The organism is Comamonas testosteroni TK102, assembly GCF_000739375.1.
GTDB lineage: Bacteria > Pseudomonadota > Gammaproteobacteria > Burkholderiales > Burkholderiaceae_C > Comamonas > Comamonas brasiliensis.
On sequence record NZ_CP006704.1, the window covers coordinates 4,689,287 to 4,715,085 of the forward strand.

The window sequence follows — 25,799 nt, forward strand, 5'->3', positions numbered from 1 at the left end:
GCTTGATCGCTGGCTTTCTTGTCCGTCTTTGGACGGTTCCCTTCTCTTCTTTCACCACTCTTCTCACCACCACAAGCCGCCTTTTGAGGCGGCTTTTTTATGCCCGCATTTTTGCGGGCCAAGGAGTTCTGTATGTCTTTGCACTTGGTGAGCCCTTCGGGGCCTGCTGCGCCTGCAGTGCGCTCTACCTCTGCCCCATCCCGTACTCCCCGCAAGAGAGCCGCCCTGCGCCTGGTGTCCACCAAGGACCTGGAGCGCGAGGACTGGCTGGAAGTGCGCCGTACCGGCATCGGCAGCTCGGATGCGGCAGCAGCCATCGGCCTCAATCCCTACCAGTCCCAGTTGGAGCTGTGGATGCAAAAGACCGGCAAGGGCGATCTGTTGCCGGCTGTCGACCCCACGGACGACACCAGCCCCATGTTCTGGGGCACCTTGCTGGAGCCCATCGTGGCGGCCCATTACACCAAACGCACGGGCAACAAGGTGCGGCGTGTGAATGCGGTGCTGCAGCATCCCGAACACCCTTGGATGCTGGCCAATGTGGACCGGGAAGTGATCGGAGTTCCCGATGTGCAGTTGCTCGAATGCAAGACGGCCGGCATCCATGGCGCCCGCCTGTGGCGCGATGGCGTGCCCGAGTATGTGCAGGTTCAGGTGATGCACCAGTTGGCTGTGACGGATAAGCAGGCCGCCGATGTGGTGGTGCTGGTGGGCGGGCAGGAATTGCGCATCTTTCGCATCGAGCGGGATGAAGCACTGATAGCTCGGCTGATTGCCCTGGAGAAAGCCTTCTGGGACATGGTCCAAAGCGGTACCGCGCCGGCCGGTGACGGCTCGGACAGTGCCGAGCAGGCTTTGCGCTGTCTCTATCCCAGCGATGCCGGCGAGCAGGTGGACCTGAGTGAGTATCAGGAACTCAACACCACCTTCGAGGAGTTGCTACAGGCCCGTTCCGATCTCGATGCCGCGCAGAAACACGAAGCCCGTCTGCGCCAATGCATCCAGATGCACATGGGCGAAGCCAGCAAAGCCCTGTTTTCCTGCGGCGGCTCCGTGACCTGGAAGCGCAGCAAGGACGGCCAGGCCTTCAACAGCAGCCAATTCGTGCAAGAGCATCCCACGCTGGCCCAGCGCTATCTGAGTCCACGGGCAGGTTCACGGCGATTCTGTGTCTATGAGCCGGAAGCCGAGGCCTAGGCCGAGGAAGGTTCTCACTCCCTTGAGGGAAGTTAGACACCGGCCTCGTCAAATATCCGGCGCAAGACCTGCATCGGTAGGAACCGGACTCGGCGTCGCTTGAGCTCGCGCCTGAAAAGGCGCCCCCTCTCAATGAAGTTGATCCTGGGTTGCATCTCGATTTGGTGAGTTTCCAACGCACCCAATCTAGCAGCAAAAACCAGGCGGTTTGTGACATCGCAGTCCGCCCAGGGATCTCCCTCCCCTCCTTCCTTTTCCTTCTTTTTCCTCCCCCGTCCTCCTTGGCTTGGCCCTGGAGGACTTTGTTATTGGAGCATTCCATGATCAAAGGTTTGATGATCACCCCCCCGGTGATCGGCCGCATCGCCATCGGCAAGGTGGTGGAGCGCAATGGCAAACGATTGCCCGAGAAGGATGATGAATTCACCATTACCACCCAGGTGCAGTCTCGTGGGCAGTGGATCCTGCATCCGCTCGACGAAGCGCTACGCCAGGCTACCAGCCAACCATCCAGCGGCATAAAGGAAGGCGTGAAGCCTTCCCTGTCTGAAGGTAGTGAAGAAGGTGACAGTGGCTTACAGCCCGCTTCTGCTCAGCCTTCGCCGCGTCCCGGCAGGCGTTCGCTCAAAGAAAAGATGGGGGTTGTCACGGACGCAGAGCAGACAGCCGGCTCCAAAGTCCAGCCTGCAGCGACCTCCACAGCAACCACACCCACCCGGCGCAAGCTGCGCAGTATCCCTGTGCGGGTGCTGTTCAATGAACCCGATCTGAATCTGCGCGCCCATTACACCTTGTTCGACCGCAGCACGGCTAGGCCTGTCTGCGTGGGCGACGGCGAGAATTGCAAGCGGGTCACGAGCCAGGGGCTGGCCTCCATGCCCTGCCCCGGACCCGATGCCTGCGCCTTCGGGCGGGATGCCTGCAAGCCCTATGGACGGCTGAATCTGGTGATTGGCGACAGCGATGAGCTGGGCAGCTTTATGTTCCGCACCACGGGCTTCAACAGCATCCGCACCTTGACCGCCCGGCTGCAGTACTTCGCCGCGGTGTCAGGTGGGCATCTGGCCGGCATGCCGCTGGAGCTCAAGCTGCGGGGCAAGTCCACGACGCAGTCACATCGCTCGGCGATCTACTACGCGGATCTGGTCGTTCGCAGTGGATTGACGCTGAACGAAGCCATTGCCCAGGCCCAGGAATTGGCGACACAACGCCAGACTGCGGGGTTTGATCAGCAGGCTTTGGATGAGGCAGCAAGGGTGGGCTATGCCAACGGCAGCTTTGAGGACTCGCTCGAGGAAGCGGAGGTCATTGCCGAGGAATTTTTCCCTGAAACGTCCTCTGCATCTATCGCCAACTAGCTTGCTGTCAGTTCCAAAGCGGCCGACTCCCCCACGGGAAATCAGCGTAAGCGACTGCGCTTGATTTCTGGTGGCTGTGCCGCATTAGCCCGGCGTTCACCGGTCGGAGCCAGCGAGACATCACTCAACGGCTCAAACAGCTCGGCCAGCGTCACTCCCAGGACATGACAAATGCTTGCCAAGGTTTCGATGGACGGGTTGGCAACACCCCTCTCAATCGCGGAGATGTACGTCCTGTCGACCTGCGCCTCAAAGGCCAAGGTTTCCTGGGACTTGTCGGCTGCATGCCGGCATTGCTTCACTCGCCGTCCCAAAGCAATGGAAATAGGCGCAGCCGAGGAAGCCGAAGAAGTGGCAGAGCGCTTGCTGGTCATTGGCGGGCAGGATGCCCATTTGCAGACCAATTAACGACGCTATATAAACGTCAATTTTTGATGAATATAATCATCAAACGGAGATGGAAGGTCTATCAAAACTTCGACTTCAATGAGAGAAGCTCTGCATCCATCTCTTTCCCATTCACCAGTTTCTGCGTCCTCAGCCAAAGCGAGTGACGGGTTACGAAACCTGGAGTCCACGCCGTTTTGAATGGAGGTCCGCCACCCATCTATCAGCCCTTACTCCGCCCCATGGCCCGCTTCCGGCGGGCTTTCACATTCAAGACACATCCATAAAGAAGAGGGAAACCATGAAGAAGATTTCGAACCAAGGTATGGCTCAGTTGGCTCTGAGCGTTGTCACGGCAGCAGTGCTGACCGCCTGCGGCGGCGGCGGTGGCGGCAGCAGCGAAGCGCCACCAGCCTCCAACTCGGCCTCGGCCAACGGCGTGGCGGCTGTGGGCTCGCCCATTGCGGGCGGTGCCGTGACGCTGAAGTGCGCCTCTGGTGCTTCTGCCTCTGCCACCACCGGCACGGATGGCTCCTGGTCGGCCTCGCTCAAGGGCAGCGACTTTCCTTGCGTGATCCGCGTCTCCGGCGGCCAGGCCAATGGTCAAGCCCTGACTACGCCTTTGCATTCCATGGTGGCTGCATCGGGTCTGGCCAATATCACGCCGTTGACCGATTTGATGGTTGGCATCGTGAGCGGCCAAAAGCCCGATGCCTGGTTCGACTCGGCCACCAATGGGAGCTTGAGCGGTGCGATCCATGCCGGCGCCTTGGCAACGGCCCAGGACAAGCTCAAGGCGGCTCTGTCCAGCCTGCCGGGCAAGCCGTCGTTGCCGGCTGGCTTCGATCCGCTGACCAGCCAGTTCCAGGCGCAAAAGGGCGATGCGGGTGATGATTTGCTGGAGAGCTATGGCGCGGCCCTGATTTCTGCTGGTCTGACGCAGTCGGAAGCGGCTGGCAGCGTGGCGGCAGGCGAGACTCTGACCCAGGCAGCCTTTGCCGGTACGGCTTTCACGACGCCCAACATGACCCTGTTCCGTGCAGGTGCCGCGAAGACCAAGGCCGGCGATTTTGTTCTGTCGATACCCGATCCCCACCGTGGTCTGCTGACATCGAAGGCGTCCTTGGGCACAGACGGCAATGTGAACCAGGTGGGTCTGCCCTTTGTGGCGGTGACCAGCCTGCTGGGCAATCGCATCGCACAGTACTGCACGCAAGGCGCTGGCTCCTTTGGCTCCAATCAGCACGGCCAGTACGCCTATCTCTCGGAGGACTGGACTCCTGTCACCGATACCACCGAGCTACACGGCAAGGTGTTCAACGAGTACGAGGACTGCAGCCCCACCGGCACGCTGGAATTCCGGGCCGATGACTCCGTGGTGTTCACCGAAAACGGTGGCGTTCCCGACGCCCCCAACTTCGGCTTCTCCAAGGCCTTGTCCGGCGAGGGTATGGAGGACCTTGCAGAAAACTCCATCACGCATGCCAAGGTCTACAAGATCACCTTGGACGGCAAGACAACCTATGCCTATGTCGGTGTCTCGACCCAGAAGGGCCTGACCACACCGGTCATCGACGGCAAGGCCAACTACGTGACCATGGGCATTTCGCAATAAGCGTTGCCCGATCAACCGGCCTCTGCCGCCCTGCGGCCTCATCAAGCGATGCGTTCCATTGGAGCGCATCGCTTCTTGCTTTGTAGTTCCGAACCTCATGGGCGCAGCCATTGGCCTAGCGGCCCAGCCATCCTGGCTCACAGCTCACAGAGCCCAGCGGGCTTGGTACTGCCATGCCTGGCCCTGCCCCACTTCACATTGACCGGAGACCTCTCTCGATGAAAAAGCAACTCTTTCTTTGCACCGCCCTGACCCTGGCTGGCTGCAGCTCTGCCCCCAGTGACAGCGATGTCAAAAAATTCCTGGAGCCCCAGTTCGCCGCCTGTGACAACGTCAAGGTGACGCACGTCAAGAAGACCAACGGCTATGAAGAGGATGGCCACTACCGTGTCGAGTTCACCTACGACATCGAACTCAAGGACCTCGATACCTTGAAGCGCATGCGCCAGACCTACATGGAGGAGCGCGACCGCATGAAAGCCTGGGAGGATGCCGGCAAGGCCGATCAACAACAAATCGCGATGCTCAAGGCTGAGATCCTGGCGTTACGCAAGGAACACAACAGCAGCGCACCCCGTCGAGAAGACTTCAACTTCAACAATCCACCGGGGATGGGATTCCTGGAAGAAGACGCTTATCGGAAAGCGCTGGTCCACTGGGAAAACGAGCATCCGCTGCCGGGCAGCCTGCGCCAGAAGATGCAGGCGCTCGATGCGATGGAGCAGGAAGCACGGCAAAAGCAAGAACACAACCAGCCCAAGAACACTATCTACAACCAGGTGACGGAAAGCGTCTGGTCCATGTACGTTGCAGGATGCCCGAATGGAGGCTCCGCGAAGCTGTTTTATCCTGCGCTGCTTCGAATCCGTAACGAAGCGGCCAAGGCGCAGGACGTCCTGTACTGGCTGCAAGATCAGCAGCTTCAGATGAAGGGCAAGATCACCATGCGCAAGACCGAGAACGGTTGGCGAGCACTGAGCGAAGGATGATTTACGACAAGCAATGCCCAATGGAGCCCGGCGCCTTGTGCGCGGGGCTCCATGTCACATGACTTTGTTTTTTGTCCCAGAAACGACTTGATTGCTTTGTAGACAAATGGCTCGATGCAGGTTTGCTCGAAAGGCCTGGCTCGGAGACTGAACTGCGTCGAATCGCGCTGGTTTCCGGTAGAGATGGAGTCTATAACTCAGAAGACCTTAGCGCACGCAACGAAATGCTGGACTTGTTGGAAGCAACGGTCTCTTCAATGAACCAAGATCTCGTTTCTGCTCAATGAGCTGCAGCATGTCCACTTGGTGAACCAAGGTAGCCGCGCCCAAGATCGGCCGCTCGCAGGCGCTTTAGCGGCGACAAGCTCCGCCGCTGCTCAGTTGCTTCGGTTCGCTGCCCTACCAAGACGCTCCAAACGTGCCTTTTAGCTCCTGGAGGGATGCTGCGCTGAGTTCTAAAGGGAGACCATGGCGAGAGACACATGAACTTGGCAGTTTCTTCAAGCTCTTCAAATGCTGCCATAGCCTGTGTGTCGATTTCCACGCAAACCTGACCCAGTAACCTCCGGTTGAGTCAGGTTTGCGTGGAAATCAACAGATGAACGCAAAATTCAGCTAACAGCAGCCATATGGACTAACCTTACACGCGTGGCGTGTCCAAGATACTGTTGTGCTGGAGTGCGTCACTGTGGAGCTCGCCAACAGGAGCGAGCTGCACACTTTCAGGGTTATGCCCCTGCTCGGGGTAGTGGAGTGATACTTTGCACGGCTGGACAAAAATAGGCGGCGGATGCTCCCGCTCACGCACCTCCTGCAGGCATTGGCGCAACAATCCCATGGTGTAATATCTCCTTACTAGATCGCCTTGACCAACTCCGGCACGGCCTGGAACAGGTCCGCTTCCAGACCATAGTCGACCACCGAGAAGATCGGCGCCTCGGGGTCCTTGTTGATCGCCACGATCACCTTGGAGTCCTTCATGCCCGCCAGATGCTGGATCGCTCCCGAGATGCCGCAGGCAATGTACAGCTGCGGCGCCACGATCTTGCCCGTCTGGCCCACTTGCAGGTCGTTGGGCGCATAGCCCGCATCGACGGCCGCACGGCTGGCGCCGATGGCCGCTCCCAGCTTGTCGGCCAGCGGCGACATGACTTCCTGGAACTTCTCGGCCGAACCCAGCGCACGACCGCCGGAGACGATGATCTTGGCAGCCGTCAGTTCGGGACGCTCGCTCTTGGTCACTTCGCGGCCCACAAAGGCGCTCTTGCCGCTGTCGGCCACTGCCGCCACGGCTTCCACGGCAGCAGAGCCGCCAGTGGCAGCCGCTGCGTCAAAGCCCGTGGTACGCACGGTGATGACCTTGACGGCATCGGCAGACTGCACGGTGGCAATGGCGTTGCCCGCATAGATGGGGCGCTCGAAGGTGTCGGCGGAGTCGACCTTGGTGATGTCGCTGATCTGGGCCACGTCCAGCTTGGCGGCCACGCGGGGCGCCACGTTCTTGCCCGAGGCAGTCGAGGGGAACAGAATGTGGCTGTAGTTGCCGGCACCACTGCCCACAATTGCCAGCACCTGGGCGGCCACGTTCTCGGCCAGGCCGTCCTTGAGGCTGGCGCCGTCGGCATGGATGACCTTGGAGACTCCGGCGATCTGGGCGGCAGCGGCTGCTGCAGCGGCTGCACCTTCGCCAACCACCAGCACATGCACATCACCGCCGCAGGCCTTGGCAGCCGTCACGGTGTTCAGGGTCGCGGTCTTGATCGAAGCGTTGTCGTGTTCTGCAATTACGAGAGAAGTCATTTGTCGTTCTTCCTTTAGATCACTTTGGCTTCATTTTTCAGCTTGTCGACCAGGGCCGCCACATCGGCCACCTTGACGCCAGCGCCGCGCTTGGCAGGCTCGGAGACTTTCACGGTCTTCAGGCGAGGCGTCACGTCCACGCCCAGGTCTTCGGGCTTGAAGGTGTCCAGCTGCTTTTTCTTGGCCTTCATGATGTTGGGCAAGGTGACGTAGCGGGGCTCGTTCAGGCGCAGGTCAGTGGTGATGACGGCGGGCGTAGCCAGGGCCACGGTTTCCAGGCCGCCGTCCACTTCGCGGGTGACGTTGACCCGGGACGCGTCAGCCTTGTCGCCGGCGACTTCGACCTTGGAGGCGAAGGTGGCCTGGGGCATGTCGGCCAGGGCCGCCAGCATCTGGCCGGTCTGGTTGGCATCGTCGTCGATGGCCTGCTTGCCGCAGATGACCAGACCGGGTTGCTCCTTGTCCACCAGGGCTTTGAGCAGCTTGGCCACGGCCAGGGGCTGGAGTTCGATGTCGGTCTCGACCAGGATGGCGCGGTCGGCGCCGATGGCCATGGCGGTGCGCAGGGTTTCCTGGCATTGGGCCACGCCGCAGGAGACGGCGATGACTTCGGTCACCAGGCCTTTTTCCTTCAGGCGCACGGCCTCCTCGACGGCGATTTCGTCAAAGGGGTTCATGCTCATCTTCACGTTGGCGATGTCCACACCCGTGTTGTCCGACTTCACGCGGACCTTCACGTTGTAGTCCACCACGCGCTTGACAGGGACGAGGATTTTCATATGTGTCTCCTATGGATTGGGTAGCAGCTTTGTTTTGGCTGGCTTCAGCCTTGGGGAAGGCTGGTCTTTGTTCGCCAGCGGGCCAAGAGTTCCGATGCCTTTTTCTGCACGACATCGTGCTCGCGCGCCTTCACATGGCCGTAGCCTCGCACCTGCTGGGGCAAACGGGCGAGCGCGAGCGCTTCGCTGAAGTTGCTGCTATTCAAGTCCTTCAGCAGGTCCTCAACCATGGCTTCGAATTCGTCGATTGCCGCACGTTCCTCCCGCCGCTCCCGAGTCCAGCCGAACGGATCGAAGACTGTTCCACGCAGGAAGCGCAAACGGGCCAACAAACGAAAGGCGGTCTGTACCCACGCGCCATAGCGCTGCTTGATGGGACGGCCCTGCGCATCGCGACGTGCGAGCAGCGGCGGCGCCAGGTAGTAGCTCACGGTGAAATCCCCCTCGAAGCGCTCTTGCAACCGGGCAAGGAAATCACTGCTGGTGTGCAGGCGAGCCACTTCGTATTCATCTTTGTAGGCCATCAGCTTGTAGAGGCTCACCGCGACCTCGCGCGCCAGGCGCTCCCCCCCGACACGGGCCTTTTCGACATCGGCGACACGCCGCACGGCCGCCTCGTAGCGCTGCGCGTAGCGCGCATTCTGATAGTCGGCGAGCCGCTCTGTGCGATCGGCCAGGACGCTCGCAAGAGAGGCCGTTCTGCTGGGCATCAACATCACCTTCTCATTGGATGGCAGGCCGGCCGCGCGGCGTACCGCAGCAGGATCCAGCGCAGCCTGTCGCCCCCAGGCAAATGCTGCGCGGTTCATGCCCACCGCGGCACCGTTGAGTTCAATGGCGCGCAGCAAAGAATCCTCTTGCAGAGGCACCCAACCCTTTTGCCATGCAAAGCCCAGCAGGAATACGTTGGTGGCCACGGCATCCCCCATGAGGGCGACCGCCAGGCGGGAGGCCTCCAGGGACTCCACCTCGGCAGCGGCCGAGCCGACCCGCTCCAGCATCGCATCGGGGGAAGCCTGCCAATCGGGATCCCGGGTGAAGCTGCCCGTGGGGGCCACATCCGTATTCAGCACGGCGCGAGTGCGCCCGGGAGCCATGGAAGCCAGCGCATCGCCCGCCGCGGCCACCATCAGGTCGCAGCCGAGCACCACGTCCGCCTGTCCGCGCGCCACCCGTGCGGCATGCAGTTGGGAGGGGTCCGCCGCCAGCCGCACATGGGACATCACCGCCCCGCCCTTCTGCGCCAGGCCTGCCATGTCCAGCACCAGCACCCCTTTGCCTTCGAGGTGCGCAGCCATCCCCATGAGCGCACCGATGGTCACCACGCCGGTGCCGCCGACCCCCGCCACCAGGATGTTCCAGGGACGCGCCAATGCAGGCAGCTCGGGCTGTGCCAGACCGGTGGGCGGCGCCACGCGGTCACGCTGGGGTTTTCGCAGCTCGGCGCCTTCGAGCACCACAAAGCTGGGACAGAACCCACGCACGCAGGAGAAGTCCTTGTTGCAACCGCTCTGGTCGATCTGCCGCTTGCGGCCCAGGGGCGTTTCCAGCGGCAGGATGGAGACACAGTTGGACTGCACGCCGCAGTCGCCGCAGCCCTCGCACACCTCCTCGTTGATGACCACCCTGCGCGCCGGATCGACCAGGGTTTTCTTCTTGCGCCGACGGCGCTTCTCAGCGGCGCAGGTCTGCGCATAGACGATCACCGATACCCCCTTGACCTCGCGCAGTTGGCGCTGCAGCGCGTCCATACCGTCGCGGTGCGACACCTTGACGTCCTCGGGAAAGTCGTCCAAGGCTTGAAAGGCCTCGGGCTCGTCGCTCACCAGGTGCAGCTCCGTCACGCCTTCGGCGGCAATCTGTCGCAGCAACTGGGGCACCGAAGGTGCGCCTTCGACCGGCTGGCCTCCCGTCATGGCAACGGCATCGTTGACCAGCAGCTTGTAGGTGATGTTGACACCGGCGGCCACGGCAGCGCGGATGGCCAGGGAGCCTGAATGCATGTAGGTGCCATCGCCCAGGTTGGCGAACACATGTGGCGTATCCGTGTAAGGCGCCTGCCCTATCCACGGCACCCCTTCCCCGCCCATCTGGCTAAACGTTTCCGTCCTGCGATCCATCCACATCGACATGTAGTGACAGCCGATCCCCGCCAGCGCGCGCGACCCTTCCGGCACCTGCGTGCTGGTGTTGTGGGGGCAGCCCGAACAAAAGTAAGGAAGCCGCTGCGGTACAGGCGCATCGGATGGGGAGCGGGGCGCCGCCGCCGTCTGGCGCTCCAGCCACTCCCGCGCCGACTCCGGCAGCTCGCCATGGCCGAACACCTTGACCAGACGCGCGGCGATGACATCAGCGATGCCCGCAGGCGTGAGTTCGCCATTAGGCGACAGCAGAATGCCGCTGCTGGGGACCTGAACCCATTCGCCCGATTCATCGTATTTGCCGACCACGCGGGGACGGTGGGGTTCGTTGTAGAGATGCTCCTTGATCTGGTATTCAAGTACCTGGCGCTTTTCCTCCACGACCAGTATTTCGTCGAGCCCCTGCGCGAACTCGACCACGCAGGTCGGCTCCAAGGGCCAGACCACGCCGATCTTGAGCAGGCGCACGCCCAGCGCCTGTGCCGCCGCCTCGTCCAAACCCAGCAGCGACAGCGCCTCGCGCACGTCGAGGTAGCTCTTGCCGGTGGTGCAGATACCCAGGCGCGCGTCGGGGGCCATCCAGTCCTGGCGATTGAGCTTGTTCAAGCGCACGTACTCGAGCAAGGCATAAAGGCGCTCGCGCTGCAGGCGGTTCTCCTGCTCCAGCGGAGGATCGGGCCAGCGGATCGAGAAACCGTCGGCGGGAACCGGGTAGGACTGCGGAATCTTTATCTCGACCGACATTGGATCGATGTCGAACGACGACGAAGACTCGACCGTATCGCTGATCACCTTGAAGCCCACCCAGCAACCCGAATAGCGCGACATGGCGTACCCGTGCAGTCCGAATTCGATGAACTCGTGTACGCCCGAAGGATGCAGCACCGGAATCATCGCAGCGATGAATGCATGCTCGCTCTGATGCGGCAGACTGGATGACTTGCAGGCATGGTCGTCGCCCGCCACCAGCAAGACGCCCCCATGCGAGGCACCACCCGCGATGTTGCCGTGCTTGAAGACATCGCCGCTTCGGTCCACGCCCGGCCCCTTCCCGTACCAGAGGGCGAACACGCCATCGACCCGCGCCTTTGGATCCAGGCTCACCATCTGCGTGCCCCAGACCGACGTTGCCGCCAATTCTTCGTTCAGGCCGGGCTGGAAGCGCACCTTGTGCTTGTCCAGCAACACCCGGTTCCTCCACAGCTCCTGGTCTACGGCCCCCAACGGAGAGCCACGATAGCCGGATACGAAGCCTTCGGTATTCAATCCGGCCGCCTCGTCGCGGGCCTTTTGCGCCAGCAGCAGCCGAACCATCGCCTGCGTGCCGTTCATGTAAACACGGCCAGCGGGCAGCTCGTACTTGTCCGCCAGGGAAACGGGATGGGTCATGGGGGATATCTCCAGTCGCTCTTTTATTTGAACATTTATTTATATTTTGTTCATATTTGTGGCATAGTCAAATTCAATTTTTGAACCCCAGGTATTTGCCCTTCCAATGACGATCGGTCTCCCTGCCCTGCCGCGCTTCACGCTGCGCCAACTGCACTACTTCGTCGCTGTGGCCCGTTGCGGGCAAATCTCGGCAGCCGCAACGGAAGTCGGCCTGTCGCAGTCGGCCATGACACTGGCGATCGCAGACCTGGAGCAAGCCATGGGCACGGCCTTGCTGGATCGCGGGCGCCAGGGCGTCACCCTCACCCTGCAAGGACAAGGCTTTCTGCAGCACGCCGAATCCGTTCTGCGCATGGCCAACGAGGCGGCCCGCTTTCCGATGCACGGACGCGACCTCCACGGGAAACTGGAAGTGGCCGCGACCTACACCGTCCTGGGCTACTTCCTGTTGCCCGCCCTCGCACGTTTCTGCGAGCTGTACCCCCGGATTGAGCTATCTCTCGAGGAGATGCCGCGCAAGGACATCGAGGCCCGCCTGGCAAGCGGCCAACTGGAAATGGGCGCACTTTTGCTGTCCAACCTTGAAGCGCCGGAGCGCTTGGAAACCCGCGTCCTGGAAAGATCCCGGCGCCAGCTCTGGATGGCTGCGGGCCACGACTACGCTGGCCGGGGGAGCTTGAGCTTCGAGGAATTAGCGGCGCTCCCCTACATCCTGCCCATGGTGGACGAAGGCGACCGGAATGCCCGGCGCTACTGGGCCGATGCGGGATACACGCCACGCAAGATCATTCAGACCTCTTCCATGGAAGCGCTGCGCGAGATGGTCGCCCTCAATCTGGGCGTGACCATCCTGTCGGACATGGTGTTTCGGCCGTGGTCCTTGGATGGACGCCGCATCCACGCCGTCCCCATGGACGCACGGCTACCGGTCATGGAAGTCGGCCTGGCCTGGTCAGCGAACCGCACATTGAGCCCCTGCGCAGCGGCGTTGGAGCAGTTCCTGGGCCGATCATTCGCCAACGGCGCACAGGCAGTGGCAAGAACATAAATATGAACAAGTTCTTAGATTTTGCCTACAATTTACCAAGCATTCTGAACAACCAGGAGACAACACATGCTTATCGATTTGAGTCAAAAGCGCGTCATCGTGACGGGCGCCTCGCGCGGAATTGGCCGGGCCATCGCCAGCGCCTTTGCTAAGGAAGGGGCCCGCGTTGCGGTCTGCGCCCGCACACAAGCCGACATCGACGCCGTGGGTGCCGAGCTGGCGGCGACGGCGCAGGCCGTGATCGCACGTGCGGTGGACGTCACCGACACCGAAGGCGTGAAAGCCTTCGTGGATGAGATCGCAACCGCATGGGGCGGCGTGGATGTCCTGATCAATAACGCTGGCCAGGGTCGCGGCGGCAACCTCGACACACTCACGCCCGAGCAGATCCTGGAGCATGCCAACGTGCTGCAGATGGGCCACTTCCGCTTCATCCAGGCCGTGGTTCCCCACATGCGCAAGCAGCGTTGGGGGCGCATCGTCGAGATCAATGCGCTTGCCGGCACCCAGATCACCCCCGACGGCATTCCCTCGGTGGTCAACCGCGCTGGCTGCATCGCGATGTCAAAGTCTTTGGGCATGTCTCTGCCCAAAGACAATATTCTGGTCAACACCCTCAACATGGGCTGGATCGACACAGGACAGTGGGATCGCCACTACCGCGAAATGCCTCCCGGCACGCCACGCGATGAATTCGATGCCATGGTTCTCAAGGTCGTCCCACTGGGTCGCTTCGGCAAGCCCGAAGACGTCGCCGGCATGGCATTGTTCCTGGCGAGCGACTACGCCAGCTTCATCAGCGCCGCCTCGATCGACATTGCTGGCGGCATGGGCGGGCAGATCGCCTACTACCCGACCCTCAAAAGGGACTTTGGCGCAGCTATGGAGTTGCGCTATCCCCAACCGAACGCCCAGGCCTGAGGTTTGCGTCATATGAGTGAAGCAGAACGACCCTTGGAAGGTAAGGTCGCCGTCATCACCGGCGCATCGTCAGGCATCGGCGAAGCCATTGCCCATGAGCTCAGCGCCGCTGGCTGCAGCCTGATCTTGACCGCGCGCCGAGCCGATCGGCTGCATACGCTGTGCGCCAAGCTCCCCACCCCCGCCGCCGCCCTGAGCGCTGCCATTGATGACCCTGCCACGGCACGGGCCCTACTGGAGATGGCCTGCCGAACCTACGGCCGTGCCGATATCCTGATCAACAACGCCGGCATGCTGGTCAGCGGCCCTCTGGAAACCGTTGACCTCGACGCCCTGATGCAGATGACGCGCACCAACTACGACGCCGTGGTGCGCGCCTCCTATGTGTTCGCACGCGCGTTCAAGCAGCAGAGTAGCGGCTTCATCATCAATGTATCCAGCGTAGGGGCCTACCTGAGCCATTCATCCATGGGTGTCTACGCGGGACTCAAGCAAGCGATCGAGGTTTTCAGCACCGCGCTGCGAGTTGAGCTCAAAGGCAGTGGCGTGCGCGTGGGAACCATCGCACCAGGCACTACGGACACCGAGATCTTTGACCGGCTGAGAGCCTCGGGCCAGTCGGTGCGGGCAGACCAGACGCCCGCCCTGCAGCCATTGAACGTCGCGTCTGCCGTGCGCTACATGCTGCAGCAGCCTGAGCATGCCAACGTGGCGCGCATGCTCCTCGTTTCGTCTTCGGAATCCGTCTGAAACGCGAACTCCCACGCTGACTTGCCAGCGCGGGATTCGGCGAACGGGCTGCGTCAGCCCTGCTTGTACTTGGCCAGAAGCTCGGGCTCCAGCAGCTCTTCAGGCGTTCGTACGCTCGGGCCGAGGATCGGCCCCACCACTTCATGGCCCCAGGTGCTGAGCTTCTCGGGATTGAGCTCGAAGCCATCGTCGTGCCAAGGCTCCAGCTCGGTGATTGTTTCTAACGCAAAGCCGCCCGGCGAGAAATGGTAGAAGGAAGCGTGCGGATCCTGCGAGTGCTGACCCAAGGTCATCATCATCGGGATCCCGCGCTGCTTCACGATGTCGTAGGTCTCGCCGACGTCGCGCAGGCTTTTCACAAACAGGCCCACGTGCTGGACACCCATCTTCCCGGGCCCGTATCCATACGCGATATCGTGGCTGGTGTAGGTGTTGAGCTTGGAACGGTAGAACGCCGTCTGGCCCTTGCCAGCACCCGGACCATAGTAGTGAAAGCCCATCAGCTTGACGAAGAAATCCTGCAACTCGGGCGGCCATTGCGGCGTGATCACAACCAGATGCCCCAATCCCCGCACACCGGCTACGAAGCCCCCGTGAGGGCGGCCTGGCGTGAAGGAGCGGGGCATCCATTTCTGACCATGGAACATCTCATGCTGGTAGCCGACCGGGTCGCGAAAACGGAACACTCCCTTGACGCCACGCTGTTCGCACAGCGCCGCATCGCCCATGGTGACCTCCACGCCATGCTCCTTGAATCGGGCGATTGCCGCCTCGAACTCGATCTTCCCCTTGGCCTCCCACCCAATGTAGGCCAGGCGGTCGATCTTGCCGGGATGGAAGGCGAACCGGTGCCGCCGGTCGTCCAAGCGGAAGTAGAGGGAGTCCGGATCTGACGCCGGCGACTGGCCGATCTGAAAACCCATGACTTGCGGCCCGTATTCCCGCCATTCGTCCACCTTGGTTGTCTCGAAGCCAAGGTATCCAATGCCTATGATGTCCATGCTGGTGTTTTCCCGTGAGCTAAAAAAATCGATACCCTTCGGAGCGAGCCATGGGATACGTCAGCGCCCGTCGATAGCAGACCTTGCTGCCCCCCGGCCAATCACGACTAAATCTCTTCGATGACCAGCGCTTCCGCCGGGCAGGCCGCAGCCCCTTCCCTCGCCTCCTCCTCAAGCCCACCGGGGACAAGCTCGGATTCGACGTACACCAAGCCGTTCTCATCCAGCTTGTATACCTCTGGGCAAAGTTGGGCGCACAGCCCATAGCCGCAGCAACGACCGCGATCCACGATCACTCGAAGTGCGGTTTTTTTTCCGTGGGAACTCATGATTTTTCCTTTCGATAGAGCTAGATCGGTGATGCTGATCATGGAAACATATGCACATTATTTAGTAAAGTGTTGATTTTCATGCTAGGGTTCCCCCTAAAATCACGCTTCATACCCCGCGCAATGTGCCGCAGCACCAACCCGGTATTCCCTGGCACTCCAGTGCCCCTCTGAGGAGGTTGGCGATATATAAACTCAATACAGAATGCACTTCGCCATTTAGAATACTCGCTACTGCTACCTACGGAAGTTCTGTGGCACCTTCATCGCCCTCAACACATCCCAGGCAACGACCCGCATTCAATTGATCACTGGACAACATGAAATCCGTTGTGACCGAAGACAAACCCGCGCCGGACAAAGCTCCGGCCTTGGCCGATAGACCCAAGAAATCTGGATCTAGCCAAGGCGTCATCGTGAAGCCCGTGGTAAATGCCATCGGAGTCCTTCGATACCTCGCGCACAAGGGCGCCCCCGAACGAGCTGCAGACATAGCTCGGCACCTGGAAATCAATCCAAGCACCTGCTTCAACATCCTTCGAACACTGGTCTCAGAAGATGTCGTCGACTTCAATCCGCTCTCCAAAACGTACTCTGCGGGGCTGGGGCTGGCTCGGTTAGCAGAACAACTGGTGACACAAGGCCAGCGTCTCCAACTGGCATTACCGCTCATGCGCGAACTTGCCATCGAGCGAGGGATCACAGTCACGCTCTGGCGTCGGATGGGCAATGACAGGATCGTGCTCGTCAGCTCCGAATCCAGCCCTACCGATCTGCACATCTACATGCCGCTGGGCCAGCGCCTGCCCATCCTGATGGGAGCCAGCGGCCGGCTCTTCGTTGGGCAGATGAATCTCTCGGAGAAAGACCTGCGCGCTGAATTCGCCAACATTCGCTGGGCACGCGCGCTGTCGTTCGAGGAATACCTGGAACAGGTTCATCTGGCCCAACGCCATGGATGGGCCGTTGACGATGGTTACTTCTCCGACGGCGTCCTGGCGATCGCAGCCCCCGTTCGCGACACCGCGCACAACATTGCCTACACCGTTTCGGCCGTCATGATCCGCAGCCATCACCCTAATGCACGAGCCCGGATCAAGGCCCTTGGAGAGTCGCTGAAGGAATTGGGCACGCGGCTGGAATCCGTGCTCTTTTGAGGCCCCGGCCTCCAACCAGTACCGCTCACTTCATGCCTACGCAGCAATTATGGGAGCGGTTTGAACGGCGAATGCACGCACAGAAATAGGAATCAAATCGGCCCCTATCATTTTCCAGGTCGGCGCAAAAAGCTATCAAACGCAAGAGCAAATTCCGCGCCATACGCGACTCACGCCGCTCCTACGAACCCAGGGCTTAGGGAAACCCGGAGAATATAAGCGCCCACACATCACCAACAAAAGGAGAAACGTGGACAGGAGGAACGTGGGCATGCAGATGGTCAACATGCTTGGATTGATGGACGGCAACATCGACAAAGTGCCACATCACAGCAACAGCCACCGCAAGGCTCGAGACGGTCATAAAGATCAAGGAAGGCATTTTGTCTCCATGGTTCTTCCTCTGAAGGCGAGACGGCCGCGCACTACAAATACAAGACTATTTCCACAAAAATGTACAAATATTATCTTTATGTGTCAATGCCAAACCAGCTCCATATCCGCTTTTCACCGATAACCAGAGAAAAACACCGGCCCAGCCCCATCCACCGGACTGAGTCCAAATAACACCGCTCGTCGGCGCACTGCGGGCATGCAGCACAGGCACGAGAGACACCTGCCCATCCACCCCCTCACTGGCATGCAATCTTGCGCATCGCCCACAACCCTGCGCGACACGCAAATACATACAAGGCCAGTCAGGACAACTGGAATGAACAGACTGCCAAGGTTGATCTCCAGGAAAAGATCATCAGGGCCGCAGCCATCCAACAGAAGTAAGCAGCTGGCTCTCATGAAGCGCACCATCAGATGCACACCTCTTGTCAGCCCTTACCACCGGTTGGTTCCCAGACCTTGGTCCAGCGCAAGCTGAAATAGCCTGGCGTAACCCAATCCGTCGGGATATTCCGGACTATCCGTCGGCAATGGCCGCCTCCGCCCAGTAGAACCTCCGTGAGCAGCAAGCGCTGGACACCGCGGGCGTCAGCATCGCGTTCATTCGCCAACGCGCCATCATGCGCTGAAACCCGCGCTGCACCTACATCTTCGGATACCCAGACAAGCACGCACTGATAGGCGTGGGCAGCGAGCAACTGCACCTTAGCCGAGACGACTTGCGCAGCCTCCCTGCACCACGCTCAGCGTGGGCCATGCCTACCGCACGCAGCGGCGCTTTAGGCGCAAGGACGGCAGTCTGTTCTGGGGAGAGCTTACGAGCCGCCTCATCGACTCAGATAACCTGCACGAGGGCTCGATCTGGATCGTCAGCGACATGAGTGAGAACCTGCTTGCGCAACAGGGTCCGAACGAGGCGCACGAACAGTTCACGCGGCAGCCTCAGCGGGGGCTCAGGGCCATAACGCTTCTCGCGAAGGCGTGCAATAGCAGCTACCAACCCTATAAAGCCAAGGCTTGGCAATCACATGCGGCCTCCAAGGCAACCGCCATAAATCACCGGCTCCAGGACGGGTAGCCGGAACTGCCTGGGTTCAGATGACCACCGGAATGCCGGATCCCAGGCCCCTCGCCCGCATTGCGCCGGAATGCTCCAGCGGAGCACCTACCTTGCCAGCTTGGCTAGTGGTATTCCCTAGAATTGCATATTTTTTTCTTCTAAATATGAACATTATTATTGAATATGTTCATTATTTGATCTAGCATTCCCTCATACCCCATTTGGCTCGGCCACCACTGAACCAAGCCCCATCGCCTCACCCTCTGGAGACAAGATGAAACTGGAAGATCTCATCCTCGTCAGCGTTGACGATCACGCCATCGAGCCGCCCAATGCATTCGCCCGTCACATGCCCGCGAAGTACAAGGGGCGCGAGCCCCGCGTCGAGAACCACAAGGGCCGCGACGTCTGGGTGTTCGAGGAAAAAGCCACTGGCTACATGGGCCTGAACTCGGTGGTCGGACGCCCCAAGGAGGAATACGGGATGGAGCCGCTGGGCTACGAGCAGATGCGTCGCGGCACGTGGGACATCAAGGCCCGCGTCGACGACATGAATGCCAATGGCGTCCTAGGCTCCATCTGCTTTCCAACCTTCCCGGGCTTTGCCGGACAGCGGTTCCAGAGCTATGAAGACCGTGGCGTCTCGCTCGCAGCCATCCAAGCCTACAACGACTGGCATCTGCACGATTGGTGCAACGCCGCACCGGGCCGCTTCATTCCCCTGATGATGGTTCCCTGGTTCGACATGCAGGCGGCGGCGGAGGAAGTCAAGCGCCTGGCCAAGCAAGGCGTGCATGCCCTCACATTCTCCGACAACCCTACCGTGCATGGATATCCGTCCATCCACAACAGCTACTGGGATCCCCTGTGGAAAGCATGTGCGGACAACGACGTAGTGCTCTGCTGCCATATCGGTACCGGCGTCAAGGCGGCCCATGCATCTGACGAATCGCCAATCGATGCCTGGATCACTTCGATGCCCATCTCTATTTCCAACTCCGCCGCCGACTGGATCTGGGCGCCGATGTGGAAAAAATTCCCCAAGCTGCGCATGGCCCTGTCCGAAGGCGGCATCGGCTGGATTCCCTACCTGCTGGAGCGCGCCAACTTCACCCACAACCACCACAACGCTTGGACCAACTCCAACTTTGGCGGTAGAAACCCCAGCGACATCTTCAACGAACACATCATCACCTGCTTCATCGAGGATGAGTTCGGCCTGCGCAACCTGGACTTCATCAATGTCGACAAGGTCACCTGGGAGTGCGACTATCCGCACTCCGACTGTACCTGGCCGGAATCCGCCAACGTGTTCTGGAAGCAATCGCAGCACCTGAGCGACGAGGTCATTAACAAGATCACGCATCTGAATGCGATGCGCGAGTTCTCCTACGATCCCTTCGCCATACTAGGTCGCGAAAACTGCACCGTCGGCGCGCTGAAGGCGCAGGCCAAGCACGTGAGCATCGAGCCAGCCTGCGGCATGGGTGGCGCTGCACCGCTTCGCGACCCGGAGCGTCCGGTCACCTCGGGCGACATCAACAAGATGTTTGCCGCCGCCGACGCCCAGACCGCTTTGTAAACCGCCATCGGATCAACCCAAGAAACCGGCCGCACCCCATGGCGCTTGCATCTTTCCAATACCACCGCGTCCCCACAGAAGCCGAGCCGCTACGTGCCGAGGTAAGGCGTTTTCTCGCCGCCACACTCAAGGATCGCAGCGCCCTGCGCCGCGCGGATTCGTGGATGGGCGCCGACCCGGCCTTCAGCCGGGAATTGGGGCGCCAAGGCTGGCTTGGCATGACCTTGCCGCATCAGTATGGCGGCCACGACGCCAGCCCCTGGGCCCGCTATGTCGTGATCGAAGAGTTGCTGGCGGCTGGAGCCCCCGTCTCCGCCCACTGGATCGCTGACCGCCAAAGCGGCCCCTTGATCCTACGCTATGGCACGGAAGCCCAGCGCCAGAAGTACCTGCCCGGCATCTGCAGGGGCGAGGTCTATTTCTGCATTGGCATGAGCGAGCCCAACTCGGGCTCGGATCTCGCATCAATCCGCAGCCGCGCGGTTCGCGACGACGCCTCCGGCGATGGCAGTTGGCGGCTGAGCGGCCAGAAGGTCTGGACCACCAATGCCCACCACGCGCAATACATGATCGCCCTGGTGCGCACGGGTGCTGCGACAGGCGACAAGGCTGCGCGCCATGAAGGAATGTCGCAGTTCATCATTGACCTGAAGGCACCCGGCGTCACGGTGCGCCCGATCCGCGACCTGGCGGGTGGCGAGCATTTCAACGAGGTCTATCTCGACAACGTCCGCCTGGATGCCGATGCCTTGATCGGCACCGAGGGCCAGGGCTGGGAACAAGTCACCGCGGAACTCGCCTTCGAGCGCAGCGGGCCAGAGCGTTTCCTGAGTAGCATGGCGCTGCTGCACACGCTGATCGACGCCATCGGTACACAGCCGGATGCCCTGCAGGCCCATGCCGTGGGCAGCCTCAGCGCACGCCTTGTCGTGCTGCGCCAGATGTCACTGGCGGTCACGGCCGAGTTGGCCTCGGGAGGCAACCCCGCCTGGGCGGCCTCCTGCCTGAAGGATCTCGGGGCTGCATTTGAGCAGGAGATCCCTGAACTCGCGCAACAGGTGCTCGATGTGGCGCCCGCCGTCGGCGGGGGCAGTGACCACGCGCAAGTGCTGGCGGCCTTGATGCAGATGGCGCCTTCTTTCTCGCTGCGTGGTGGCACACGCGAAATCCTGCGCGGCATTATCGCCCGCGGCCTTGGACTGCGTTGAGAACACAAGCATGCGTGAATTGTTTGAATCCACCATCGAGCGGCTGCTGGCCGACCTCGTCACCCCGGAGCTGATCCGCCATTGCGAGGCAGGCCACTGGCCGGTCGACCTGTGGGCGGCCCTCGAATCATCCGGGTTCGCCGTGGCGGCCGCGCCGGAACACCTGGGCGGCGCTGGCGCATCCTGGGCAGATCTGTACGGGATTGTGAAGGCTGCGGGACGCCACAGTCTGCCCCTGCCTCTGCCCGAGACCATGTTCGCGAACTGGTTGCTGGGCCAGTGCGGGATCGAAGCCCGCAATGAGCCACTGGGCATCTCCATGCACGGCAAGCTGTCGCTCAGCCATGCCGCAAAAGGAGCCTTCTTCGACGTGCCCTGGGTTGCGCCTGCGGAAACGCTCGTCACCGGCACGCTGTGCAACGTACCCTGGGGGCGCGATGTGGAGCATGTCATTGCTCTCGTACCCGGCGAACGAACGACCCTGGTCCTGCTGTCGCGCCGCGACGCGGAGGTCAGCGCCAAACAGAACATCGCCGGCGAGCCGCGGGACGACCTCAGTTTCAAGAACACCACGCCCATCGCGGTCGCGGATGTCCCCGCCCACTGCGCCGATGACGTGATCTGGTGGGGAGGGGCCATGCTGCGCACGGCCCAGATGGCGGGAGCCCTCGAAACTACGCTAGACCTGAGCACCCGCTACGCTACCGAACGGGTTCAATTCGGCAAGCCCATCAGCGCATTTCAGGCAATCCAGCACCAGTTGGCGCAGATGGCTCAACACACTGGCAGCGCGCTCGTCAGCGCCGAGGCAGCCTTTTCGGAGTCTGGCGGATCGCTGGCGGCCTGGCAGATTGCCGCGGCCAAGGTCTGCGGCGCCGAAGCCGCTGGCGTGGTTGCCGGCATGGCCCATGCCGTGCACGGCGCCATCGGCTTTACGCACGAACACGCGCTGCAGTTGGGAACCCGCCGCCTCTGGGCCTGGCGCAGCGAGTTCGGCAACCTGGGGCACTGGACGCAGCGGCTGGGAAAGGCCGTTGCCCAAGGCGGCTCTTCCTCGCTGTGGCCAGCCGTCACCAGCGGCCGCCTGGCAGCCCTGTCCTCCATTTGAGTTCCCACCCCATGAGTGAACAAAGCCCTGCCCCCTTCCTGCTGATCGAACGCGACGGCCCCGTGCTGACCGCCCGATTGAACCGCCCCGAGACGCGCAACGCCCTGACCGATCCCGCGCACATGGACGAACTGGTGGCTCTGTGCCGCCAGATTCGGGCAGACCACAGCATCAAGGCTCTGGTGCTGACCGGCGAAGGCACGGCCTTCTGCGCTGGCGGCAATGTGAAGGACATGCAGCAACGCGGCGGCATTTTCGCGGGCAGCCCCTACCAGGTGCGCGACAGTTACCGCGACACCATCCAGCGCATTCCCCTCTCGCTCTACGAGCTCGACGTGCCGGTGATCGCAGCGGTGAACGGCCCTGCAATTGGCGCGGGCCTGGATCTGGCTTGCATGTGCGACATCCGGATCGCGAGCGACAAGGCCCTGTTTGCCGAGAGCTTCGTCAAGGTCGGCATCGTGCCTGGAGACGGCGGCGCCTGGCTGCTGCCGCGCGTGATCGGCATGCCCAAGGCCAGCCTCCTGGCCTTCACCGGCGACACCATCGATGCCGCCAAGGCGCTGTCCTGGGGTCTGGTTGCGGACGTGTTTCCCACCGACCAGTTGCTGGGCCAGGCACAGGCGCTCGCCCAGCGCATTGCGCTCAACCCGTCGCATGCACTGCGATTAACCAAGCGCCTGCTGCGCGAAGGCCAACATGTGCGCCTTGACACCCTGCTGGAGCTTTCATCGGCCTACCAGGCGCTGTCCCACCATACCGAAGACCACCTTGAAGCCGTCAACGCCTTTCTGGACAAGCGCCCCGCGCAGTTCACCGGTCGCTGATGGCAAGCCCCCAGAACCAGGACATTTCCATGCGCCCCGTATTCCGAGAAGACCACGAGCAGTTCCGCGAACAGGCCCGCCGCTTCATTGAACGTGAAATCGTGCCCCACCTGCATGCATGGGAGGCCGAGGGTATCGTACCCAAGAGCGTCTGGCTCAAGGCTGGCGAAGCCGGCCTGCTGTGCTCCACCGTGCCCGAAGCCTACGGCGGCGCAGGCGGCGATTTCGGCCATTCCGCAGTGATGATCGAAGAACTCGCGCGGGTCAACGCCACTGCGGTCGGGTTCACCACGCACTCGGAAATCGTCGCGCCCTACATCGTGGCGTATGGCACAGAAGAGCAGAAACAGCGGTGGCTGCCCAAAATGGTGAGCGGCGAGATGATTGGCGTGATCGCGATGAGCGAGCCCGGCGTGGGCAGCGATCTGCGCAGTATGCGCACCACCGCCGCGCGCGGCAATGACACCTACATCATTAACGGCCAGAAAACTTTCATCACCAACGGAGGCAACGCGGATCTGGCCGTGACGGCCACCAAGCTGGATCCGGCAGCCAAGGAACTGACGCTGATCTGCGTTGAAACCGATCGGGCTGGTTTTTCCAAAGGCCGCCGGCTCGAGAAAATCGGCCTCAAAGGCCAGGACACCTCGGAGCTCTTCTTCGACAACGTCTCGGTTCCGATGACGAACCGGCTTGGCGAAGAAGGCCATGGCTTCAAGTACCTGACCCACCAACTGGCCTGGGAACGCACGATCATCGGCATCCGCGCGGCCGCATCGATCGACTCGCTCATCGACCAGACGATCCAGTACACCCGCGACCGGAAGGTGTTCGGCAAAACCGTGTTCGACTTCCAGAACACCAAATTCAAGCTCGCCGAATGCAAGGCCCAGGCCACCATGCTGCGCGTGTTCGTCGACGACTGCCTGGCCAAGGCGATGCGCGGAGAACTCAGCGCGGAAGTCGGTGCCATGTGCAAGCTCATGGGCTCCGAAATGCAGGGCAAGATTCTGGACGAATTGCTGCAACTGCACGGCGGATACGGCTTCATGAGCGAGTACATGATCAGCCGCGCCTGGGTCGATGCCCGGGTGGCGCGCATTTACGGCGGCACCAGCGAAATCATGAAAGAAATCATCAGCCGATCGCTCTGATTGCACTGATTCCGGGTTCAATTTTAAGGAGATCCCATGCCGCAAATCATCTATGTCACACCCGATGGCAAGCGCACCGTACTGGAGGTTGCCGAAGGCACCAGCGTCATGCAAGCCGCGCTCGCCAACGGCCTTCCAGGCCTGAATGCCGACTGCGGCGGCGCGTGCCAATGCGCGACCTGCCATGTCTACGTCGAGCAGCCCTGGGCCGAGCAGTTGAGCTCGATCGACGATACCGAAGATGCCATGCTGGACTGCACGGGCGAGCCCCGCCAGCCCAACAGTCGGCTGTCCTGTCAGTTGATGGTCACCACCGCACTGGACGGCATGGTGGTGCGGCTGCCCGCCGTGCAGTAACCCACGCCCCCCGATCAGGGTTCGGTCGCGGCCCAGGCCCCCACATGAGCGAACCCGTTGCATCTCCCGGGCGGACCAACCTCGGGATCATCTCCATTGTCTGTTTCAACTTCGCGTCCTATGTCTGCAACGGGCTGCCGCTCGCCGTGCTGCCCGGCTACGTGCTGAACGGCCTTCACTTGAGTCCGGTGTTTGCCGGGCTGGTGATCGGCTTGCAATACATGGCCACCTTGTTGTCGCGCCCGCTAGCGGGTCAACTGGCCGACCGACGGGGTTCCAAACGCGTGGTGCTGTACGGGCTCGTCGGACTGGTTCTCAGCGGGGTTCTGACCAGCCTCGCGATCTTCCTGCAGGCGCCGCTCTGGCTCGGCACCGGGCTGCTCCTGGCGGGGCGTGTGGTGCTGGGCATGTCTTCCGCGCTGGTATCGACGCCGTGCTGCACCTGGGCCATCGGCCTGTACGGGACCCAGAACACGGCCCGCGTGATGTCGTGGAACGGCATTGCAGCCTACGGGGGAACCGCGCTGGGCGCACCTCTGGGCGTGCTCGTTCGCGATGGGACGCACCTGATCGGCATCGGGCTGTGCACCGCCCTGCTCGGCCTTCTGGCCTTGCTGTTCGCCTCCACCCGGCCGGCTGCGCCCATCCTGTCGGGGATCCGGCAACCCTTCCACCATGTGTTCCTGGCGGTCATGCCCAACGGTATCGCCATGGCCTGCAGTTCCGTGGGATTTGGCGGTCTCACAGCCTTCATCGCCCTCTATTTCAACAGCCTCGGGTGGGACAACGCCGCCTACTGCCTGAGCAGTTTCGGTGGGGCGTTCATCATCGCCCGACTGGTGTCCCCCAACTTGCTGCCGCGGTTCGGCGGCTACCAGGTGGTGGCGGTGTGTTTACTCATCCAGAGCCTGGGCTTGCTGCTGATATGGCAGGCACCCTCCCCCGAGCTGGCGATGCTCGGTGCAGGGCTGACCGGCATCGGCGTGTCCTGGGTCTACCCGGGTCTGGGGCTGGAAACCCTGGAACGCACACCACCTGCCAACCGAGGCGCGGCGCTCAGTGCCCTGTCGCTGTTCTTCGATCTGGCGGTGGGCCTGGCCGGGCCTTTGATGGGCTTGATCGCCTCGGGCTTGGGGTACGCCGAGGTGTTTCTCGCCTCGGGGCTGTTGAGCATCGCCGGTTTTCTGCTAGTCATGCGCCTTCACCGGGCGGCCCACCGTTCCAGCGCCTAAAGGCACTCCAC

The 25,799-nt window shown here is 61.6% G+C and carries 23 protein-coding genes; 16 read left to right on the top strand and 7 right to left on the bottom strand.

Features of this window, described 5'->3' with window-relative positions; genetic code table 11:
• Positions 1–132 precede the first annotated feature (132 nt).
• A complete protein-coding gene (locus O987_RS21180) occupies positions 133–1,197 on the top strand; it encodes a YqaJ viral recombinase family protein (protein ID WP_043376766.1) in 1,065 nt (354 codons plus the stop codon).
• A 320-nt stretch (positions 1,198–1,517) separates the two neighbouring features.
• Positions 1,518–2,555 (top strand): phage capsid protein, encoded by a 1,038-nt coding sequence (locus O987_RS21185; protein WP_034382508.1) that lies wholly within the window; start codon positions 1,518–1,520, stop codon positions 2,553–2,555.
• A gap of 41 nt (positions 2,556–2,596) precedes the next feature.
• On the opposite strand, the gene O987_RS21190 is transcribed toward O987_RS21185, so the two are convergent.
• Positions 2,597–2,929 carry a helix-turn-helix transcriptional regulator gene (locus tag O987_RS21190; RefSeq protein ID WP_043374624.1) on the bottom strand — a complete coding sequence of 111 codons (333 nt, stop codon included), beginning with the start codon at positions 2,927–2,929 and terminating at the stop codon, positions 2,597–2,599.
• A 314-nt stretch (positions 2,930–3,243) separates the two neighbouring features.
• Here O987_RS21190 and O987_RS21195 point away from each other — a divergent pair, with 314 nt between their 5' ends.
• Positions 3,244–4,557: a hypothetical protein gene (locus tag O987_RS21195; protein WP_051962230.1), complete on the top strand. Its 1,314-nt coding sequence runs from the start codon at positions 3,244–3,246 to the stop codon at positions 4,555–4,557.
• A 218-nt stretch (positions 4,558–4,775) separates the two neighbouring features.
• Complete coding sequence (locus O987_RS21200) at positions 4,776–5,546, top strand: oxidoreductase (protein ID WP_229227507.1); 771 nt, start codon at positions 4,776–4,778, stop codon at positions 5,544–5,546.
• An 855-nt stretch (positions 5,547–6,401) separates the two neighbouring features.
• Here the strand turns inward: O987_RS21200 and O987_RS21205 are convergent.
• The 3 genes from O987_RS21205 to O987_RS21215 are packed head-to-tail and all read right to left on the bottom strand — an operon-like array spanning position 6,402 to position 11,694.
• Entirely contained in the window at positions 6,402–7,346 is a 945-nt protein-coding gene (locus tag O987_RS21205; protein WP_043374627.1) for an electron transfer flavoprotein subunit alpha/FixB family protein, read from the bottom strand.
• A gap of 14 nt (positions 7,347–7,360) precedes the next feature.
• On the bottom strand, positions 7,361–8,125 hold the full coding sequence (locus O987_RS21210) for an electron transfer flavoprotein subunit beta/FixA family protein (protein WP_043374630.1): 765 nt from the start codon (positions 8,123–8,125) through the stop codon (positions 7,361–7,363).
• A gap of 44 nt (positions 8,126–8,169) precedes the next feature.
• Positions 8,170–11,694 carry an indolepyruvate ferredoxin oxidoreductase family protein gene (locus O987_RS21215; RefSeq protein WP_268746966.1) on the bottom strand — a complete coding sequence of 1,175 codons (3,525 nt, stop codon included), beginning with the start codon at positions 11,692–11,694 and terminating at the stop codon, positions 8,170–8,172.
• A 67-nt stretch (positions 11,695–11,761) separates the two neighbouring features.
• Between O987_RS21215 and O987_RS21220 the strand changes: the two genes are divergently transcribed.
• From O987_RS21220 to O987_RS21230, 3 genes are all read left to right on the top strand, one after another.
• Positions 11,762–12,706, top strand: a complete 945-nt coding sequence (locus tag O987_RS21220) for a LysR family transcriptional regulator (protein WP_043374636.1) — start codon at positions 11,762–11,764, stop codon at positions 12,704–12,706.
• Between the two features lie 66 nt (positions 12,707–12,772).
• A complete protein-coding gene (locus O987_RS21225) occupies positions 12,773–13,627 on the top strand; it encodes an SDR family oxidoreductase (RefSeq protein WP_034379681.1) in 855 nt (284 codons plus the stop codon).
• Positions 13,628–13,660: 33 nt separating this feature from the next.
• Entirely contained in the window at positions 13,661–14,377 is a 717-nt protein-coding gene (locus O987_RS21230; RefSeq protein WP_200879571.1) for an SDR family oxidoreductase, read from the top strand.
• A 53-nt stretch (positions 14,378–14,430) separates the two neighbouring features.
• Here O987_RS21230 and O987_RS21235 read toward each other — a convergent pair whose 3' ends face one another.
• Positions 14,431–15,378, bottom strand: a complete 948-nt coding sequence (locus O987_RS21235; RefSeq protein WP_034379685.1) for a VOC family protein — start codon at positions 15,376–15,378, stop codon at positions 14,431–14,433.
• 107 nt (positions 15,379–15,485) lie between these two features.
• Positions 15,486–15,749, bottom strand: coding sequence for a ferredoxin (locus O987_RS21240; protein WP_229227509.1), 264 nt, complete (start codon positions 15,747–15,749; stop codon positions 15,486–15,488).
• Between the two features lie 278 nt (positions 15,750–16,027).
• On the opposite strand from O987_RS21240, the gene O987_RS21245 reads away from it, so the two are divergent.
• A complete protein-coding gene (locus tag O987_RS21245; protein WP_051962232.1) occupies positions 16,028–16,864 on the top strand; it encodes an IclR family transcriptional regulator in 837 nt (278 codons plus the stop codon).
• A gap of 196 nt (positions 16,865–17,060) precedes the next feature.
• Here O987_RS21245 and O987_RS28930 read toward each other — a convergent pair whose 3' ends face one another.
• Positions 17,061–17,246: a hypothetical protein gene (locus O987_RS28930; RefSeq protein ID WP_034379687.1), complete on the bottom strand. Its 186-nt coding sequence runs from the start codon at positions 17,244–17,246 to the stop codon at positions 17,061–17,063.
• Between the two features lie 762 nt (positions 17,247–18,008).
• Between O987_RS28930 and O987_RS29565 the strand changes: the two genes are divergently transcribed.
• The 8 genes from O987_RS29565 (at position 18,009) to O987_RS21285 (ending at position 25,788) form a co-directional block, all read left to right on the top strand.
• Entirely contained in the window at positions 18,009–18,338 is a 330-nt protein-coding gene (locus O987_RS29565) for a PAS domain S-box protein (protein WP_034379688.1), read from the top strand.
• A gap of 256 nt (positions 18,339–18,594) precedes the next feature.
• Entirely contained in the window at positions 18,595–19,902 is a 1,308-nt protein-coding gene (locus O987_RS21255) for an amidohydrolase family protein (protein ID WP_034379689.1), read from the top strand.
• 38 nt (positions 19,903–19,940) lie between these two features.
• A complete protein-coding gene (locus O987_RS21260; protein ID WP_034390165.1) occupies positions 19,941–21,110 on the top strand; it encodes an acyl-CoA dehydrogenase family protein in 1,170 nt (389 codons plus the stop codon).
• Between the two features lie 10 nt (positions 21,111–21,120).
• A complete protein-coding gene (locus O987_RS21265) occupies positions 21,121–22,218 on the top strand; it encodes an acyl-CoA dehydrogenase family protein (RefSeq protein ID WP_034379693.1) in 1,098 nt (365 codons plus the stop codon).
• An 11-nt stretch (positions 22,219–22,229) separates the two neighbouring features.
• Complete coding sequence (locus O987_RS21270; protein ID WP_043374639.1) at positions 22,230–23,045, top strand: crotonase/enoyl-CoA hydratase family protein; 816 nt, start codon at positions 22,230–22,232, stop codon at positions 23,043–23,045.
• A 29-nt stretch (positions 23,046–23,074) separates the two neighbouring features.
• On the top strand, positions 23,075–24,199 hold the full coding sequence (locus O987_RS21275; RefSeq protein WP_034379781.1) for an acyl-CoA dehydrogenase family protein: 1,125 nt from the start codon (positions 23,075–23,077) through the stop codon (positions 24,197–24,199).
• Positions 24,200–24,235: 36 nt separating this feature from the next.
• Entirely contained in the window at positions 24,236–24,556 is a 321-nt protein-coding gene (locus O987_RS21280) for a 2Fe-2S iron-sulfur cluster-binding protein (RefSeq protein ID WP_034379697.1), read from the top strand.
• Between the two features lie 44 nt (positions 24,557–24,600).
• Positions 24,601–25,788 (top strand): MFS transporter, encoded by a 1,188-nt coding sequence (locus tag O987_RS21285; RefSeq protein ID WP_034379700.1) that lies wholly within the window; start codon positions 24,601–24,603, stop codon positions 25,786–25,788.
• The last annotated feature ends 11 nt before the right edge of the window (positions 25,789–25,799 follow it).